Genomic DNA, 15,740 nt, shown 5'->3' on the forward strand with positions numbered 1-15,740 from the left:
ACAGAGTTGCAACAGAACTTCAGGGATCACTCTGCTGGACGAGCAGTCTCGACAATTCGCTTCAGGCTCTCAAGATTTATTCGCATGCCGCGTTCGAAGAAGCTGGACGCGAGCGGCGCGAGAAGCGCCATCGGCCCGGGAAGCCCTTTTCCGGTAATCGAACCCTCGAGGTGGAGATGCGTTCTGTGGCCTGTCGGCGCCAGCCGAAAGCGGTAGGTGAATGGCGTCGGCCCGCTCAAGCTGGACAAAGTCAGCAGTGCATCGACTTCGAACTCGGTGACCTCCACGATGTTTCGAGGACCCGCCCGACCGGGCCGGCCGTGAGCTTGGCTACGGACTGCACAGCCGAGTACCAGGCCGGAGCCGCTTCAATATCCTCGATATGACGGAAGACGGTCTGGGCAGGCCTGTCGATCTCGATTGATATGTCGAACATTTGTGACTTATTCCTTCGGGAGATCGGATGATGGCCCATCGCGCCGGGCGATTGCGTTGCCGGCGGCTGTTCCGGCGACCAGAACTCGCAGCAGCCCGACGGCGGTTGTGACCTCGTTCGGCGTGAGCCGCTGGCCCAGCCATCCGTAAAGCCGGGATTCGACCTGCCGGATTTCGGCGGCGAGCCGGTGCCCCTCCTGTGTCAGTTCGAGCTCCACCTGCCGGCGATCGTCGGAGTTTTCCCGCCTGACGACGAGCGCCCGCTCGACCAGCGTGCTTACCAGCCGGCTGGGACTGCCGGTCTCGCAGACCAGCAGCTTGCCAACAGCATTGAGCGACATTGGTCCGCCGGCCTTCAGGCAGCTGATGACTTCAGCCTGGGAAGGGGTGACGCCAAGCGGCGAGAGCAAGTCGGTAAGCAGCCTGTTGCCTTCGCGCTGGGCGCCGAGAATGAGGAATCGCAGCTCCTCTTCCGGTTTCATGCCGCCGCTCCCAGTTCGAGCGGGGCGGTCACCAGCTGACGCGTCGCCAGCCGCACGGCGCTCTCCGGATCATGGGTCGGCAGATAGATCGTCGGCCGCTGCTGGGCGAGCTGCCGGACGGCCCTCAGGGTCGTCGCGGCAAGTTGGGTATCGGGTCCCACGCCGTCCACCTTGCCGGCAAGCATCAGTGCCTGGTTGTATGAGGTGTCGCCGGCGAGAAAGAGCGTTGCGTCGCCATCCTCCACCAGCACCGAAAGATGACCGGCAGTGTGACCAGGAGTTGCGATCGCCACGACGTCGCCCGCTTTGGTCAAGCGCTTGCTCGCCGCAAATTGGCCGAACGGTCCATCGTCGAGCTCGAGCCGTATGGGGTTGAACCAGTCGGGCCAGCGCTGCGGCAGGTAGCCGCGGAGCATTCCCATGAAACCCGACGCCGTGTCGATCTCACTGGGGGCGGCGAGTATCTGGCTATGGGGAAAATGCACCAGGCCCGCATCGTGGTCCATGTGCAGATGCGTGAGCACCACCCGTTTCACGTCGCGCGGCCCGATGCCCAGGCCACGCAGCTGCGGCCCGATCTCTTCTTCCGGCTCGATACGAAAGTGCACTTCCCAGCGAAAGAACGGATGCAGCGAGCGTCCGTGCCCGTTCAGCAGATGCGCCGCCTGTCCAGTGTCGACAACAATGACGCCTTCGTCATGCTCGATGGCCCAGGCGAAGGTCGGCAACCAGCCGGACCAGTTCCTGTCGGCAAAGATGCTGGCAAGCCCATGGCCGCGTCCTTCGATCTGGGCCGTCTTGATGCGGACCGACCCGGTCCGGATGGCATGTACTTTCATTTTTTCCTCTCCATTAGATGATATGTCATCGTATGACACGTCATATATTTAGGAGTCAATAGAACGGAGGAGAAAAGATCAGCGCGACAGCGATCGCGAGCATCTGCCGCTCAGCCCGACCGCGCAGGCGCTGAATTCCGGAACAAGGGTGCGATTTTGCCGTTGAGCCAGAACTGGAAGCGACCCGCATGTCCGAATTGCCGAATGAAGAGATCGAAGGGCGGCTGAACGCCCAGCGCGAGACTTTGGCGCTGGTCGTCGCACTGCTTGCCAGCAAGGATACGGCACCCGAGCGAATATGGGCCGAGCTGGAGGCCCGTTTTCAGTTTCAGAACAGTCAGGAGGACCCCGGCGTCCTGCCAAGCAGCGCATTCGCCATCGAGGCTGCGAAGATGCGGGAGTTCAAGCTGATCGCCGAAGAGGCGCGGGCGCGCACTGCGGAATGGAACGGCAGGGACAAGCCACAGGGCGCCAGCTGAAGCCCCGGCGAGTGGTTGCAGGACCGGCTATTTTGCGAGGGGTCGAGCAGGCGTCAGCTTTGCCCTAGAAGTGCACGCGCCAACTCTTCCCATTCCTCGTCAAGCGTTGAGGTCGACGGCGCGGCATTGCTGCGGCGATACCAATATTCGGCATTCGACTGGTCGCCTTCCTTGCGGTGGAGATAGGCATGCACGTGCATGCCCGCCGTATCGTCGCGCTGCTGCGCGCATTCGTGCGCCTTAGCCCAATCGCCCTTTGCCTCCCACCACAGCGCCTGCAGGGCAGGGCTCAAGCCGGCTGGCGGCTGTGGTTTTGCAATCGAATCCCTGAAGATTTGCAGATCCATTTTTCCACCCTAGCAACGTACGGGGCGCCGATAATACCTGCACCGGCAGCCGACCGATAGCGTGCATCGGGCGGGACAACCGGAATGGGTGTCGGGAGCCGATAACCGCACGGCCAGATGCTTGATTTGGTGACGTGCATGAAATAGTGCGCACCACGACACCATGATGCCTGAGACAGCGAGGATGGGTAGCGAGCCGATGAAAGCCACCGACAACGCACGCCAATTCTACCACGGCACCCGGGTCGACCTTAAACCGGGAGACCTGATAGAAGCCGGCTACAGCTCCAATTACGGCGCGAGAAAGCGGGCAGCCTGGGTCTATCTGACCGGCACTCTGGATGCGGCCATCTGGGGTGCCGAGCTGGCCGCTGGTGACGGACGGGAAAGGGTCTATATCGTGGAGCCAACCGGCCCGATCATGGACGACCCCAATCTTACGGACAAGAAATTTCCCGGCAATCCGACGCAGTCCTATCGCTCCCGCGAGCCGCTCAGGATCACGGGCGAGGTCGCCGAGTGGCAGGGCCACTCCCCCGAGCGGCTGAAAGAGATGAAGGACCATATCGAACGGCTGAAGGCGCAAGGCATCGAGGCGATCGATTGATCGCTAAGTATTGCCAGGCCTGGCTCTGACTTACGGTCGGTGGCAATCGCCGCGAAACACGGCTCGCCGTCTGCAATGGATCAGGACCCGACCGCACCGCCTCCTACCGCACGACCTCGCGGTGGGCGCCGGGCAGTCGGGTGGCGATGAGCTTGTCGATGCGGCGGCCGTCGAGGTCGACGACCTCGAAGCGCCAGCCTTGCGCGTCGACGCATTCGCCGGTCGCCGGCAGATGGTGCATATGCGACAGCACATAGCCGGCGACGGTTTCGTAGTCGCGGTTCTCGGGCAGGTCGATGCGGAGAACCTCCGCCATCTCGTCGGCCTGCATGTAGCCGGCGAGCAGCCATGAGCCGTCCTCGCGCTTGACGGCGTTTTCCTCGTCGCCGGCATCGAGGTCCGAGCGGAAGACGCCGGTGATCGCTTCCAGTATGTCGGCTGGGGTGACGATGCCTTCGAAATGGCCGTATTCGTCGTGCACCAGCGCCATGGGCACGTCGGATTCCTTCAGCGTCGCAAGCACATCCAGCGCGTCGGCCTGGTCATGCACGATCGGGGCGGTGCGCACGTGCCGGCGCGGGTCCAGGGCGCGGCCGCCCAGCATCGCGGCCAGCACGTCGCGGGTCTGGACGACACCAATCATGGCGTCGACGCCGCCGTCGCCGGCCGGCAGGCGCGAATGCTGGGTATCCATCAGCAGCTTCCTGATGGCGGCCTCGTCGGCTTGCAAATTGATCCAGTCGACCTCGGTGCGCGGCGTCATCACCGCGCGCACGGCACGGTCGCCGAGCCGCATGACGCCCGCGATCATGCGGCGTTCGTCGGATTCGATGGTGCCGTGGTGCTCGGCCTCGGCGACCAGCATCTTGATCTCCTCGTCGGTGACCTTCTCCTCGCTCTGGCCGCGCTGGCCAAGCAGCCACAGGAGGGCACGGCCGGAAAAGTCGAGCAGGAAGACCAGCGGCGCCGAGAAGCTGGCGAGGATGGTCATTGCCGGAGCGACCCTGACGGCGACCCGTTCGGGGTCGCGCAAGGCGATCTGCTTAGGCACCAGTTCGCCGATGATCAGCGAGCCATAGGTGATTAGGGCGACGACGATGCCGACGCCGAGCGGGTCGGCGAGGCTTTCGCGGATACCGGCCGACGCCAGGAAGGTGGCCAACCGCTCGCCAAGCGTGGCGCCGGAAAAGGCGCCGGACAAGACGCCGACCAAAGTGATGCCGATCTGCACCGAGGACAGGAATTTTCCCGGATTGGCGCCGAGCGCCAGAGCCCGGCCAGCGCCCTTGACGTTGCGGTCGATCATCGCCTTGAGGCGCGCCGGCCGCGACGAGACGATGGCGAGCTCGGACATCGACAGAAGGCCGTTCACACAGATGAGGACGACCACGATGGCAATTTCAGCATAAAGCATGCCGGGTCCATAGCATTGCCACGCGGTTTTCGAAAATAGGACGGTTGCGATTTTTCAGGGCAATCGCTTCAGGCAGAAAAGATAATGCCCAATTCGTCTTGGAGGTTATCAATTGTCGAAGTCGGCGCCGCCCTGGCAGCGCAAACCTTAAGCAATGGCCCTTTGTCTTTTCAACTAGCCGGCGGAGCAATCAAGCGGCATCCCAGGGCGGCGCGGAAAAATGCTCGATCAGGGTGTCGACGACGACGCGCACCTTTGGCGCGAGGTTGCGTGTTACCGGCCAGATGGCATGCACCACGGTATTTTCGACAAGACAGTCCGACAGAACCATTTCGAGCTCACCGCGCCTGATGCTGTCGGCCGTCAGCCATGTCGGCAGAAAGACGATGCCGCAGCCGGCCAGTACCGCATCGAGCATCGGTTCGCCGTGGCCGAGCACCAGCCGCGCCTTGGGCGCGAATTTTTCGAGACGGCCGTCGGCATGCCTGACGGTCCAGGGATGGACAGCGCCGTCGCGGCCGTAGCCGATGAGGCTATGCCTGGCGAGATCCTCGATCGATTGCGGCCTGCCATGGGCGTCGAGATAGGCGGGGACGGCGACGATGCCCGAACGCTGGGCATAGATGCGGCGCGCGGCGATCGAAAGGCTGTCGTCGAGATCGCCCATGCGCACCGCCAGATCGATGCCTTCCTCGATCAGGTCGACGCGCCGGTCGTTGAACGAGATTTCCATCGTCAGATCCGGGAATTTTTTGGAAATGTCGAACAGCACCGGGGCGACGCATCGCCGGCCGAAAGCCAGAGGCAGGTCGACGCGCAGCCGCCCGGAAGGCACCTGCTTGCGGGAAGCGAGCAGTGACTGGGCGGCTTCGATCTCGGCCAGCGCCCTGACGCAGGCTTCATAGTAGCTCAGGCCCTCGCTGGTTGGGCTGAGGCTACGGGTGGTACGGTTGAGCAGGCGAACGCCCAACCGCTGTTCCAGCTGTGCGATCGACTTGCCGACCGCCGATTTCGTGACATGCAACCGGACAGCGGCGCCGGTGAAGCTGCCAGCCTCCACGGTATGAACGAATGCGACGATGCCCTGCAGATTGGCCGATTCCAATGAAGCGCTCCTATTGTAGAGTTTCACTCATTAATCCGTTGCAAAACATGCCACATAGAAGCTCTTTTCTCCATAGTGAAACGGCGTAAATGTCCGCGCAGCCATCAACCGCGGAGCGCGAACCAAATGAGCACCGAAAACAAATCCTGGCAGATGAACGGTTTCGGTCTGTCCAGGCTGAAGCCGGCTGAGGGCAAGCTGCCCCAACCCGGGCGGCATGACCTGCTGGTGCGCGTCACAGCGGTATCGCTGAATTACAAGGACAGGATGATCGTCGATGGCGTGCTGATACCGGACCTCAGCTTTCCGTTCGTGCCGACATCGGACGCGGTTGGCGAGGTGGTGGCGATCGGCGGCAAAGTCAGCCGCTTCGGCATCGGGCAGCGCGTGCTCGGCCAGGTCATCGCCGACTGGCCGGACGGCGACGCGCCGCCCGTGCTGCACAAGCATACGCTGGGTTCGTCACTGCCCGGCACGCTGTCCGAGCATGTGCTGTTTCATGAGGATGCCGCCGTGGCGGCGCCGCCGTCGCTCAGCGACATCGAGGCATCGACGCTGCCGATCGCGGCGCTGACGGCCTGGTTCGCGCTGGTCGAGGCGGCCAAGCCGATCCCGGGCGAAACCGTTCTCATCCAGGGCACTGGCGGCGTGTCGCTGTTTGCGCTGCAATTTGCCGCCGCCTTAGGCCTGCGCGCCATCGTCACCTCGAGCTGCGACGAGAAGCTCGAGCGGGCGAAGGCGCTCGGCGCCTGGAAGGGAATCAATTATCGCAGCCAGCCGGCATGGGACGAGGCGGCGCGCAAGCTGACAAACGGCGCCGGCGTCAGGCATGTGCTGGAAATGGTCGGCGGCGACAATGCGCGGCGCTCGCTCAATGCGCTGGACGCCGACGGCAGGCTGTCGCTCATCGGCCTTCTCGGCAGCATGGAGCTTAGTTTCCCGATCATTCCGTTCCTGCGCAACCGGATCGTCGTACAGGGCATATCGATCGGCCATCGCCGCGCTTTCGAGCGGATGAACCAGGCGATCGAGACGCTTGCGATCAAGCCGGTGATCGACAAGGTGTTTGGCTTCGACGAGGTGCCGCAGGCATTTGAGCGATTGGAGACGGGACCGTTCGGCAAGATCGTGATCGCCGTGCCCTGAACCCCGTCGGCACGAAAATGGCTGTCAGACGGGAAGGCTGATGGCGCCTACGGCAGTTGCAGCAGCACGCCGACAATGGCCTTGCCGTCGGTGAAATAGGGATCGCCTTCGCCGTTGCGCCCGGCCTTTGTGGCGCCGACGCCTGGTATCTGGCTGGTCGAGATCAGCATGCCGGCAGCGGCGAGGTCGCGCATCAACCCGTCGCGCTCGGCGTCGATGTCGGGGCCGATGTGATGGGTGATCGCGCCGGTATCGTGGCTGAGGCCGACGCCGCGGTCGAAGCTTGCCGAGCCAAGCCAAAGCGGCCGGCCGTCGTCGCCGGTCGCATCGGTCTGCCAGAAACGGACGTGGTGGCGCCGGTCGGCGCTGTCGCCGACCGGCTTTTCGAAGGCGAGGTCCTGGGCGCGGCCTTCGAACAGCAGCCGGCTGACCGGCGCATCGGGATAGGGGCGGTTAAACAGCACGCTTTCGCCGATCTCGATCGCGGTCTTCAGCGTGATCGCGTCTGCCGTATCCCAGCCGGCGACGGCAAAAGCATGGACAAGCTCCTTCCTGGTGCCGACAAGGCCGACATTGATCGGATCGCCCAGAATGCCTTGCGGCGTGTGCGTCACCATCTCGAATTGCCGGCTGCGAAAATTGCGGTCCCGCAACGTCCAGAACTCAGGCGCGGCGAAATAGGCGAGCGAAAGATAAGCGGCACAGCATGCCACCAGCCAGGTCGTTGCACGTCGTCGAAGGCTTCGTTGGCTCATGCATTGGCGCTCGAATTGGCAGGCCCGTCAGGCCGTCGAAATCCTTGGCAAGCGGCGCGCAGCCGGTCTATCGTAGCATGAAATGGCGTAGAACCGGCTAGCACGAATGAGGGCGTGATGAAGGGCAAACCGGCGCGCGGCACTGCCATGGCGTTGACCGCCGACCTTGTCGCGCTGGTCGAACGTGTCGAGCCCGACCCCGGCCCCGAGCCCGGGACGACAGAGCACACCGACGCGGAGTTCGATGGTCTTGTCGAGCAACTGCTGCTGAAATACCGGCCCGAAATGCTCTGGGTCTTTGCCTACGGCTCGCTGATCTGGAATCCCGAATTCGACTATGTCGAGCAGCGCCCGGCCACGGCGCCAGGGTGGCACCGCTCGTTCTGCATGAAGCTGACCCGCTGGCGGGGAACCCGTGATGTTCCGGCCTTGATGCTGGCTTTGGACCGTGGCGGCAGCTGCAAAGGCGTTGTCTACAGACTTCCGGCAGAAGATCATTTCGGGCAACTCGGTCGGCTGATGCGACGGGAGATCGACGCCAACCCGCCTACCAACGTGCCGCGCTGGATCTGGGTCGAGACCAGCGATGGTCCGCTACGCGCCCTGGCATTCGTCGCGGCGCCCGACGGCAAGGCTTATGCCGGGCGGCTGCCGCTCGATCAGGTGGCACAGACATTGGCGCGCGCAGCCGGACATTGGGGTTCGTCCGCCCAGTATCTGTTCCGCACCGTCAGCATGCTCGAGGAAAGCGGAATCCGCGACAAAAACTTGTGGCACGTCCAGGGTCTGGTCGCGCAGCACATCAAGGCTTCCACCGGCGGCACGCAACGCAGCTGATCCGGACGCTCTCGCGAAATGCTTGTTCCAATTTCATCTGAAAACCGGAACGGTCAGCGGCAGGCGCGGTAGCCGTTCTTGCGGTTCTTGATGTCGAAATGGAAATGGTTGCGGTGATCGTAATTGTAGCCGGGGCCGAGCACGGTGGTGAAGTACTGGCAGCCGTCGGCGCGCACATTGTTGAGGAAGCCGCGTGTGCGGAAGGCGAACAGGCCGGGCTTGCGGACGTCGATGTCGTCACCATTGTTGAGCTCGATGCTCATCACGTCGAGCGCATTGCCCTTGCCGTGTTCCGACAAAACACCTTCGCCGGCAATCCTGCGGCAGGAATAGCTCGAGCCCTGGTGGATGGTCTTGACGCCTGAAAAATAGCGCCAGCGGGCCGACGGGACGAGTTCGTTCCTGGTCCAGCCGGCAAAGGTGGCGGCCATGTCGCAGGTCAGCGTCGCGGCCGGCTTCATCTCGACGCTGCCGATGGCCGAGACCTTGACCGGATAGTCGATGCCGCACTGGCCTTCATGGATCGGCGCAACGTCGGTGTAGACGACGCCGAGGCGTTTCAGTTCCTTGCGGCAATCGATCTCTGTAGCCGGCATCTGTTCGGCCGGCGACATCGGGTTGTCCATGCGCGGATAGGCGGCCGTCATATATGGGTCGGACGGGACGAGGCGCTGCATGCCGGAATATTCCGGGCCGGAATCTTGGGGACCGGAATCTTGTGGGCCGGAATTGGGCGGAACGGCAGCGGTCTGGCTGCCGACATCGACGGCCGGCTGCAGCGACAGCACGCTGCCGGTATTGCAGGCCGAGACCGCTGCAATGGCAAGCACGGCGGCAAGCCTGCCGGCCATGCGTGCGCGTCCTGTGTGCCGCGCAGCGGCAAGCGCAGCGCGAAATAGCCCGGCCATCGGAGGGGTTCCCTGTCCCTGGATGGCACAGACTCTAAACCTGAAGAGTAAAGGAAAAATCAGCGGCGCCGTTCACGCCTGCGGCCAAATTGCGGCGCCCACTGTCGGCGCCCGGCGTCATTGGCAAAACGTGCCGCCATTGCGGCGCGGTTCGAGGTCGAAGTGGAGATGCAGCGAATGATCGGCGTCGCTGCCCGGGCCAAGCACGGTCTTGAACGGCCCGCAGGCGGCCTTGCGCACTGCATCCAGGAATTCCGCGTCCTTCTGTGGCGGCGTTGGACCGACATCGATCTCTTTCCCGTCGGAAAGCGTGAAGCTGGCGATGTCGAGGGCGTTGCCGAAGGCGTGCTCCGACAGTTTGCCGCCGGCGTGGCGCGGCCGGCAGACGAAGGCGGAGGCCTGGCCGATCGATTTGATATCCGTGCCGAACTCGGCCTTTGCGGCAGGCTGGATGACCGAAGCAGCAAAGCGGGCGGCCGCTTCCGCCATCTGGCAATTGAGCTCGGTTTCGGGACCGATGGCGATGGATTTGCCGAGCGTTTTCAGCACGACCGGGTAAGGGATCGAGCAACCGACCGCCGTATCATGCTCGGGCTTGCGCTCCTCGAAATCGACGCCCATGGACTTCAGCCGCCTGCGGCAGGCCAATTCTTCGGCCGGCATTTCCTTCCCGGCAATGGCGGCCGAGCGAGGATCTGGAAGGATTTCTTGCTCCGTCTTTTTGTCTGCCTCGGCCGGGTTTGGTGGCGCGGCCGGTGGGCTTGCCGGCGGCTCAGCCTGCGCCGGCTTTTCAGGAGGCTGTGGTGCAATCGCCGGCGGCTCCGGCTGCTGGGTCTTGGGCTGGCCATTTTGGGGCTGCCCGTTTTGCGGCTGCTCGTTTTGGGGCGGCTCAGCCTCCGGGGCATCCGCCGGGCGCGGTTCGGGGACCGGGATGTCGGCTGGCGACGGCGGAGTGGCTTCCTGGTTGAACTGCGGAACCGGTGCAGTTTGCGGCAGTTCGGGCGCCTTGGCCAGAGCGGGTCCCGTCAGCGACGTAGCCGTAACGGCCAGCAGCAATCTACCCAATCTGAAAAAGCCAAACGCCGCCATTACTTCGCAACGGCCAGAATGCAGGGAAGTTGCCTTGGGCGAGGCGGGCCGGCGATCACAATCGGTAACCGCGCCGTCACGCGCCGATCGCTTCCAGGCCCTCCTCGAGCCAGTCCGCCAGCAGCGGCATGCCGAGCAGGTACTTTGCCGTGCGCTTGTTGGCGCGCTCGCGGGCGGCGGTCAGCGCGTCCGTCCATTCCGTCGCGTCATAGTCGCCGCGGCCGACCCAGGCCAACGCAATCAGTTCGGCCGCTTCGTCGACATTGAGGTCGTCGATCAGTTCGCGCAGTTCCTCCTCGGTGAGATTTTCGGAGCTTTCCTCGGCAAGGCCGTCGTGATGGTGGTTGTCGTGCGCGTTGCCGTCGAGCTCTACCTCGTGCTCGGCGCCGTCGGCATAGTCTTCGTTGACGGCGGCGCTGAGCGCCTTCGCCTTCAGGATGAACAGGCGCACGGTGTCGGGACCGATCGAAAGCTCCCAGTCTCGTTCAACGCGTTGCTGCACCGGCCGTCTCCCTGCTTCGTGCTCGGTCGGCCCGATGATAGCGGATTTGCAGCGCTCGTCACGTTCTCTTGCGCGTCGGCGTTAATCGTGAACCATGATTTCCGACGCCCTCTGTTCCCGGGATAAGATGGCCTTCCTGGGAGAGATCGCGGTTTTGAGATAGAATGGCATTTTCCGGGGACGAAACGGCTTCGGCCCGGCGTTAGTGTTGCATTGTCAGGTTCAAAGGAGAGTGTAATGCGCAGACGACTGCTGATTCAGGTCATGGCCATCGCCGCCCTACCGCTGTTTGTGGCGCCGGCGTTTTCGGCTGGTGAAGGCGGGGGAGGTGGCGGTGGCGGCGGCGGCAATGGCGGCGGCGGCCAGAGCCAGTGCAAGAAGGGGGAGGCCTGGGACAAGAAGCAGAAGAAATGTGTCTCGCCGAAGCAAGGTATGCTGGACGACGACAGCATCTATGATGCCGGTCGCGCGCTGGCGATGGATGGACGCTATGACGAGGCGATCGCCGTGCTCAGCCTCGCCGCCAACAAGCAGGACCCGCGCATCCTCAACTATCTCGGCTATTCGCACCGCCATTCCGGCCGCATCACCGTCGGCCTCGGCTATTACGAGGAAGCGCTGCGCATCGACCCCAATTACACGCTGGTGCGCGAATATCTCGGCGAGGCGCACCTGCAGATCGGCGATCTTGCCGGCGCCCAGGAACAGCTCCGCGAAATCGAGAAGGGCACGGGCAAGGGATCTCGCGAATACGGCATGCTGTCGGAGCAGATCGATCATTTCATGAGGAGCTGATCCTCCGGAACGCTCGTCATAACCGGCTGTGAGCGATCGCAGCCGGTTTTTGCTGTGCTGCGCACGTTTGGCACAACCGGGATTTGGCATCACAGTACACACGATGCGATCTTGGAAACCCGCTTGACGTCGGGTCAGCCGCGCAATTGGTGGATGATTTTTCAAAAACCGACTTTTTGGACGTGAAAAACCCGCGAAGATTGCTATATCTTGCGAAATTGTGGTGAGACGGTTCCGTTAGCCCGAGGCTGCCGGACCGTTTTCTTTTTGTACCATCGACAAGGTCGCTCCCGATTGCGGGGGCGGCGGCAGGAAAGGTCAGGCATTATGAACAAGGTCCCGATGACAGGCGAGGGGTTCGCGTCATTGAAGGAAGAACTGCGCTGGCGCCAGCAACAGGAGCGGCCGCGTATCATCGAGGCGATCTCCGAAGCGCGCTCGCATGGCGACCTCTCCGAAAATGCCGAATACCACGCGGCAAAAGAGGCGCAGAGCCTCAATGAGGGCCGGGTCAACGAGCTTGAGGATCTGATCGCGCGGGCCGAGGTGATCGACGTCACCAAGCTCAGCGGCGACAAGGTCAAGTTCGGCGCCACCGTGGTGCTGGTCGACGAGGATACCGAGGAGAAAAAGACCTACCAGATCGTCGGCGACCAGGAGGCTGACGTGAAGTCCGGCCGCATCTCGATCTCCTCGCCGATCGCGCGCGCCCTGATCGGCAAGGAAGTCGGCGACGCCATCGAGGTCAACGCACCGGGCGGCGCCCGGGGCTACGAGATCGTCCAGGTGCAATTTATCTAGGACCTTTTGATAATTCTACTCCGGCGGCCGACTAGCGCGGTTTTCTGCGCTTCCGGTGCTCGCGTACTTTAAGTACGCTCCGCTCCGGTTCTCGAAACCCACGCTATTCGACTCGCCAGAGCGAATTCTGAAAAGGTCCTACGCCGCGCCTTGTGATTTAAGCGCCAGCAATCTCTCGGCTTCCGCCATCACCGCCGCCGGCGTGATGCCGCGGCCGGGTCTGGCAAGCAGCGTCGATGAGAACGGGCCGCGCGGGCCGGTCAGGCCGGGCTCGGTGGCGAGGAATACCGCCACCGTCGGCAGGCCGAAGGCGCTGACGAGATGGGTCAGGCCGGTGTCGGCGCCGATCACCAGCGCTGAGCCGCCGATGACAGCGGCGATCTCGGCAAGCGGCGACCTGGGAACCACCACGGTTTGCGAAACGGCGCCGGCGATCGCCTCGGCAACTGCCTTTTCCCGGTCGTTCGACCAGGTGGTGACCGGCGTCATCCCTCGTGCCACGAGAAGCCGGGCGGTTTCGATCCAGTCCGCGACCGGCCATTTCTTGTCCTCGCGGCTGGTGCCGTGCAGCAGGAAGGCGGTCTTTTCGCCGACAAAAGTCGATCTTCCGGCTGGCGGCACGATGCCGGAGTCAAGCCGGGAAAAATCCGGCTCGTAGCCGAGCGCCAGCCCGAACAGCCGTCTCGTGCGCTCGATGGCATGCAGGTCGCGCGGCACGGCGTAGCGATGGCCATAAAACAGGCTCGCCGAAGGCTCGCGGGCGCTCGAGCGGTCGAACCCGGCGATCGGTCCTGCCGCCAGCCGCGCCACCAGCGCCGATTTCAACAAGCCTTGCGCATCGAGAACGAGGTCGTAGCGGCAATCGCGCAAGGCGCGGCACAAGCCGACCACTTCCCGCCATGTGCCGGGCTCGAGCAGCTTCCTGCGCCAGCGCCGGATCGCCACGCTGTGGATGGTTTGGATGGCTGGATGCAGCGCCACGATGCCGGCAAAGGCCTCTTCCACGCACCAGTCGAACGACAGGCCGGGCCGGGCGCGGCGCGCATCCTCGATCGCGGGAAAGGTGTGGATGACGTCGCCCATCGACGACGTCTTGACGATCAGCACCTTCATGCGGCGGCCGGCATTTCCAGCAGCCGCTCCGCCGCCACCACGACGCGTTCGACGTCCAGCGTCTTCAGGCAGTTGAGATGACCGAGTGGGCAGGTCTTCCTGTGGCACGGCGAACAGGACAGGCCGAGCCAGACCAGTTCGCGACGCTCTGCGAGCGGCGGCGTGTTCTGCGGCGAGGTCGAGCCGTAGACGGCGACAACCGGCGTGCCGACCGCGGCGGCGACATGCATTAGCCCGCTGTCGTTGGAGACGGCGAGCCTGGCCGCGGCGATCAGGTCGATGGCATCCTCCAGCCGCGTCTGGCCGGCGAGATCGACGGCGCCCGGCGCAAGCGCGGCGATTTCAGCCGTCACCTCGGCGTCGTTCTTCGATCCGAACAGCGCCACGCCAAACCCCTTCGCCATCATCTCGCGGGCGAGGCCGGCATAGTGTTCGCTCGGCCAGCGCTTGGCCGGGCCGAATTCGGCGCCGGGCATAAGTGCCACGAATTTCCTCGCCGTCAGCCCGAAACGGCCGAGCAGTGCCGCCTGGTTATCCTGATCGACGGCAAGCTTGGGAGCCCGGAAGCCGCCGCCCTGGGCAAGGCCGAAATAGGCCTGCGCGGTGCGCCGTTTCAGGCGATCGGGCAAGGGCACGATGTCGGTCAGCAGCCCATAGCGCATTTCCTTGAGATGGCCGACGCGGCGCGGAATGCCGGCAAAGAACGGGATCAGCGCCGACTTCCAGCTGCCCGGCAGGATATAGGCCATGTCGTAGCGGCCGCGCAGCAGGCGGCCGAAGCGCCTGCGGACGCGGAATTCGAACGCGCCGGATTTCAGCGGCAGATCGATCTGCTGGCGTATTTCGGGCATGCGCTTGACCAGGGGGGCTGCCCAGGCCGGCGCCAGCACGTCGATGGCGGCGTTCGGATGAAGCTCCCTCAGCGCCTGGAACAGGCACTGCGCCATCACCATGTCGCCCACCCAGCGTGGGCCGATCACGAGGATCGTTGGGCTTTCAGCCATTCGACATAGTCTCTGACGCCGGTTTCCACTGTGCGGAACTGGCCATTGTAACCGGCTGCGCGCAAGCGGGACATATCAGCTTGCGTAAAGCTCTGGTAGCTGCCCTTGAGGTGGTCGGGAAATTCGATGAATTCGATCTGGCCTTGGCCGAGCGTATCGATCACCGTTTCGGCAATGGCGCGGAACGGCTGGGCCTTGCCGGTGCCGCAGTTGAAGATGCCGCTCGAGCCGCGTTTCCACAGCCACAGATTGACGTCGGCGACATCGCCGACATGGATGAAATCGCGGCTCTGCTCGCCGGGCCCGAAACCGTCATAGGCGCCGAACAGCTTGGGGTTTTCGCCGCGTTCGACCTGGTTGAACAAATGGAAGGCGACCGAGGCCATGGCGCCCTTATGCGCCTCGCGCGGTCCGTAGACGTTGAAATAACGCAGGCCCGCCACCGGCGAATGGTCGGTATCGAACACGGTGCGGCGGACATAGTCGTCGAACAGCTTTTTCGAATAGGCATAGACGTTGAGCGGGCGTTCGTATTGCGGATCCTCGCGGAACTCGGCGCCGCCGCCATAGACCGAAGCGGACGAGGCATAGAGGAAGGGTACGCGCACGGCCAGGCAGGCGTGCAGCAAGTGCTTCGAATAGGTGTAGTTGACCTCCATCATGAACTTGCCGTTCCATTCGGTGGTGGTCGAGCAGGCACCCTGGTGGAAGACGGCCTCGATGCGGCCGAGGTCCCCGGCTTCCATCCGCGCCAGGAAATCGTCCTTGTCGAGATAATCGGCGATCTCGAGATCGGTGAGATTGGCGATCTTGTGGCCGTCGGTGAGGTCGTCGACGACGAGGATGTCGCTGAAACCGTCGGCGTTGAGCGCGGCGACGATGTTGGAACCGATCATGCCGGCGCCGCCCGTGACGATGATCATGAAAGCCTCTGGTACCTTGTGCCGGTTGTAGCCCTTGTGGGATTCTGGCCTTATAGGGGAGCCGGGCCGGGCTGTCGACAAAGCAGGTGGCGGGCGGCAGGATGAGCGTCATAGTGGCGTCGCAAAGGTCTCGTTTCGGTCGGCCTGCCGGCCGACCGG

The 15,740-nt window shown here is 63.7% G+C and carries 20 protein-coding genes; 6 read left to right on the plus strand and 14 right to left on the minus strand.

Translation table 11 applies throughout. From position 1 onward, the window contains the following. Positions 1–26 precede the first annotated feature (26 nt). From NKI22_RS15080 to NKI22_RS15095, 4 genes are read right to left on the minus strand one after another with little or no spacing between them, the layout of a single operon-like run. Complete coding sequence (locus tag NKI22_RS15080; protein ID WP_352958547.1) at positions 27–287, minus strand: SRPBCC family protein; 261 nt, start codon at positions 285–287, stop codon at positions 27–29. After that, a complete protein-coding gene (locus tag NKI22_RS15085; protein WP_352958550.1) occupies positions 251–475 on the minus strand; it encodes an SRPBCC family protein in 225 nt (74 codons plus the stop codon). The genes NKI22_RS15080 and NKI22_RS15085 overlap by 37 nt, the downstream gene beginning before the upstream one ends. Then, positions 444–917, minus strand: coding sequence for a MarR family winged helix-turn-helix transcriptional regulator (locus tag NKI22_RS15090; protein ID WP_023719127.1), 474 nt, complete (start codon positions 915–917; stop codon positions 444–446). Before NKI22_RS15090 ends, NKI22_RS15085 begins: the two co-directional genes overlap by 32 nt. After that, the gene (locus tag NKI22_RS15095; protein WP_352639967.1) at positions 914–1,756 is read right to left on the minus strand and encodes an N-acyl homoserine lactonase family protein; all 843 of its coding nucleotides are present in this window, start codon (positions 1,754–1,756) and stop codon (positions 914–916) included. The genes NKI22_RS15090 and NKI22_RS15095 overlap by 4 nt, the downstream gene beginning before the upstream one ends. A 188-nt stretch (positions 1,757–1,944) precedes the next feature. On the opposite strand from NKI22_RS15095, the gene NKI22_RS15100 reads away from it, so the two are divergent. Further along, positions 1,945–2,235 (plus strand): hypothetical protein, encoded by a 291-nt coding sequence (locus tag NKI22_RS15100; protein ID WP_352639966.1) that lies wholly within the window; start codon positions 1,945–1,947, stop codon positions 2,233–2,235. Positions 2,236–2,288: 53 nt separating this feature from the next. On the opposite strand, the gene NKI22_RS15105 is transcribed toward NKI22_RS15100, so the two are convergent. Next, positions 2,289–2,582 carry a hypothetical protein gene (locus tag NKI22_RS15105; RefSeq protein ID WP_352639965.1) on the minus strand — a complete coding sequence of 98 codons (294 nt, stop codon included), beginning with the start codon at positions 2,580–2,582 and terminating at the stop codon, positions 2,289–2,291. A 199-nt stretch (positions 2,583–2,781) separates the two neighbouring features. Here NKI22_RS15105 and arr point away from each other — a divergent pair, with 199 nt between their 5' ends. Beyond that, complete coding sequence (gene arr, locus NKI22_RS15110) at positions 2,782–3,189, plus strand: NAD(+)--rifampin ADP-ribosyltransferase (protein ID WP_352715516.1); 408 nt, start codon at positions 2,782–2,784, stop codon at positions 3,187–3,189. Positions 3,190–3,292: 103 nt separating this feature from the next. Here arr and NKI22_RS15115 read toward each other — a convergent pair whose 3' ends face one another. Both NKI22_RS15115 and NKI22_RS15120 read right to left on the minus strand, forming a co-directional pair. Further along, a complete protein-coding gene (locus tag NKI22_RS15115) occupies positions 3,293–4,603 on the minus strand; it encodes a hemolysin family protein (protein ID WP_023719122.1) in 1,311 nt (436 codons plus the stop codon). 190 nt (positions 4,604–4,793) lie between these two features. Then, entirely contained in the window at positions 4,794–5,708 is a 915-nt protein-coding gene (locus NKI22_RS15120; RefSeq protein ID WP_352592479.1) for a LysR family transcriptional regulator, read from the minus strand. Between the two features lie 126 nt (positions 5,709–5,834). Between NKI22_RS15120 and NKI22_RS15125 the strand changes: the two genes are divergently transcribed. After that, entirely contained in the window at positions 5,835–6,854 is a 1,020-nt protein-coding gene (locus NKI22_RS15125; RefSeq protein WP_352850662.1) for a zinc-dependent alcohol dehydrogenase family protein, read from the plus strand. A 47-nt stretch (positions 6,855–6,901) separates the two neighbouring features. Here the strand turns inward: NKI22_RS15125 and NKI22_RS15130 are convergent, their stop codons facing one another. Then, positions 6,902–7,609 carry an LssY C-terminal domain-containing protein gene (locus NKI22_RS15130; RefSeq protein ID WP_352483134.1) on the minus strand — a complete coding sequence of 236 codons (708 nt, stop codon included), beginning with the start codon at positions 7,607–7,609 and terminating at the stop codon, positions 6,902–6,904. Positions 7,610–7,726: 117 nt separating this feature from the next. Between NKI22_RS15130 and NKI22_RS15135 the strand changes: the two genes are divergently transcribed. Then, positions 7,727–8,446, plus strand: coding sequence for a gamma-glutamylcyclotransferase (locus NKI22_RS15135; RefSeq protein ID WP_352815469.1), 720 nt, complete (start codon positions 7,727–7,729; stop codon positions 8,444–8,446). A gap of 53 nt (positions 8,447–8,499) precedes the next feature. Here NKI22_RS15135 and NKI22_RS15140 read toward each other — a convergent pair whose 3' ends face one another. From NKI22_RS15140 to NKI22_RS15150, 3 genes are all read right to left on the minus strand, one after another. After that, the gene (locus tag NKI22_RS15140; protein ID WP_352787701.1) at positions 8,500–9,354 is read right to left on the minus strand and encodes an extensin-like domain-containing protein; all 855 of its coding nucleotides are present in this window, start codon (positions 9,352–9,354) and stop codon (positions 8,500–8,502) included. A 117-nt stretch (positions 9,355–9,471) separates the two neighbouring features. Then, entirely contained in the window at positions 9,472–10,443 is a 972-nt protein-coding gene (locus tag NKI22_RS15145; protein ID WP_352483137.1) for an extensin-like domain-containing protein, read from the minus strand. Between the two features lie 76 nt (positions 10,444–10,519). Further along, positions 10,520–10,945: a DUF3775 domain-containing protein gene (locus tag NKI22_RS15150; RefSeq protein ID WP_023719115.1), complete on the minus strand. Its 426-nt coding sequence runs from the start codon at positions 10,943–10,945 to the stop codon at positions 10,520–10,522. Positions 10,946–11,182: 237 nt separating this feature from the next. Here NKI22_RS15150 and NKI22_RS15155 point away from each other — a divergent pair, with 237 nt between their 5' ends. Both NKI22_RS15155 and greA read left to right on the plus strand, forming a co-directional pair. Next, positions 11,183–11,740 carry a tetratricopeptide repeat protein gene (locus tag NKI22_RS15155; RefSeq protein WP_352958553.1) on the plus strand — a complete coding sequence of 186 codons (558 nt, stop codon included), beginning with the start codon at positions 11,183–11,185 and terminating at the stop codon, positions 11,738–11,740. Positions 11,741–12,067: 327 nt separating this feature from the next. Next, complete coding sequence (greA, locus tag NKI22_RS15160) at positions 12,068–12,541, plus strand: transcription elongation factor GreA (RefSeq protein WP_023719113.1); 474 nt, start codon at positions 12,068–12,070, stop codon at positions 12,539–12,541. A gap of 138 nt (positions 12,542–12,679) precedes the next feature. Here greA and waaC read toward each other — a convergent pair whose 3' ends face one another. The 3 genes from waaC to rfaD are packed head-to-tail and all read right to left on the minus strand — an operon-like array spanning position 12,680 to position 15,581. Further along, the gene (gene waaC / locus NKI22_RS15165; protein WP_352815473.1) at positions 12,680–13,654 is read right to left on the minus strand and encodes a lipopolysaccharide heptosyltransferase I; all 975 of its coding nucleotides are present in this window, start codon (positions 13,652–13,654) and stop codon (positions 12,680–12,682) included. Further along, complete coding sequence (gene waaF / locus NKI22_RS15170; RefSeq protein ID WP_352815474.1) at positions 13,651–14,658, minus strand: lipopolysaccharide heptosyltransferase II; 1,008 nt, start codon at positions 14,656–14,658, stop codon at positions 13,651–13,653. Before waaF ends, waaC begins: the two co-directional genes overlap by 4 nt. Beyond that, positions 14,631–15,581, minus strand: a complete 951-nt coding sequence (gene rfaD / locus NKI22_RS15175) for an ADP-glyceromanno-heptose 6-epimerase (RefSeq protein ID WP_352815476.1) — start codon at positions 15,579–15,581, stop codon at positions 14,631–14,633. Before rfaD ends, waaF begins: the two co-directional genes overlap by 28 nt. Positions 15,582–15,740 lie beyond the last annotated feature (159 nt).

It is taken from the genome of Mesorhizobium sp. M0778, from assembly GCF_040320105.1.
In the GTDB taxonomy this organism is placed as follows: Bacteria; Pseudomonadota; Alphaproteobacteria; order Rhizobiales; family Rhizobiaceae; genus Mesorhizobium.

Coding starts and splice junctions, on each gene's coding strand:
- NKI22_RS15085 (WP_352958550.1), bottom strand. CDS start 475: ATGGGCCATCATCCGATCTCCCGAAGGAATAAGTCACAAATGTTCGAC.
- NKI22_RS15090 (WP_023719127.1), bottom strand. CDS start 917: ATGAAACCGGAAGAGGAGCTGCGATTCCTCATTCTCGGCGCCCAGCGC.
- NKI22_RS15095 (WP_352639967.1), bottom strand. CDS start 1,756: ATGAAAGTACATGCCATCCGGACCGGGTCGGTCCGCATCAAGACGGCC.
- NKI22_RS15100 (WP_352639966.1), top strand. CDS start 1,945: ATGTCCGAATTGCCGAATGAAGAGATCGAAGGGCGGCTGAACGCCCAG.
- NKI22_RS15105 (WP_352639965.1), bottom strand. CDS start 2,582: ATGGATCTGCAAATCTTCAGGGATTCGATTGCAAAACCACAGCCGCCA.
- arr (WP_352715516.1), top strand. CDS start 2,782: ATGAAAGCCACCGACAACGCACGCCAATTCTACCACGGCACCCGGGTC.
- NKI22_RS15115 (WP_023719122.1), bottom strand. CDS start 4,603: ATGCTTTATGCTGAAATTGCCATCGTGGTCGTCCTCATCTGTGTGAAC.
- NKI22_RS15125 (WP_352850662.1), top strand. CDS start 5,835: ATGAGCACCGAAAACAAATCCTGGCAGATGAACGGTTTCGGTCTGTCC.
- NKI22_RS15130 (WP_352483134.1), bottom strand. CDS start 7,609: ATGAGCCAACGAAGCCTTCGACGACGTGCAACGACCTGGCTGGTGGCA.
- NKI22_RS15135 (WP_352815469.1), top strand. CDS start 7,727: ATGAAGGGCAAACCGGCGCGCGGCACTGCCATGGCGTTGACCGCCGAC.
- NKI22_RS15140 (WP_352787701.1), bottom strand. CDS start 9,354: ATGGCCGGGCTATTTCGCGCTGCGCTTGCCGCTGCGCGGCACACAGGA.
- NKI22_RS15145 (WP_352483137.1), bottom strand. CDS start 10,443: ATGGCGGCGTTTGGCTTTTTCAGATTGGGTAGATTGCTGCTGGCCGTT.
- NKI22_RS15155 (WP_352958553.1), top strand. CDS start 11,183: ATGCGCAGACGACTGCTGATTCAGGTCATGGCCATCGCCGCCCTACCG.
- greA (WP_023719113.1), top strand. CDS start 12,068: ATGAACAAGGTCCCGATGACAGGCGAGGGGTTCGCGTCATTGAAGGAA.
- waaC (WP_352815473.1), bottom strand. CDS start 13,654: ATGAAGGTGCTGATCGTCAAGACGTCGTCGATGGGCGACGTCATCCAC.
- waaF (WP_352815474.1), bottom strand. CDS start 14,658: ATGGCTGAAAGCCCAACGATCCTCGTGATCGGCCCACGCTGGGTGGGC.
- rfaD (WP_352815476.1), bottom strand. CDS start 15,581: ATGATCATCGTCACGGGCGGCGCCGGCATGATCGGTTCCAACATCGTC.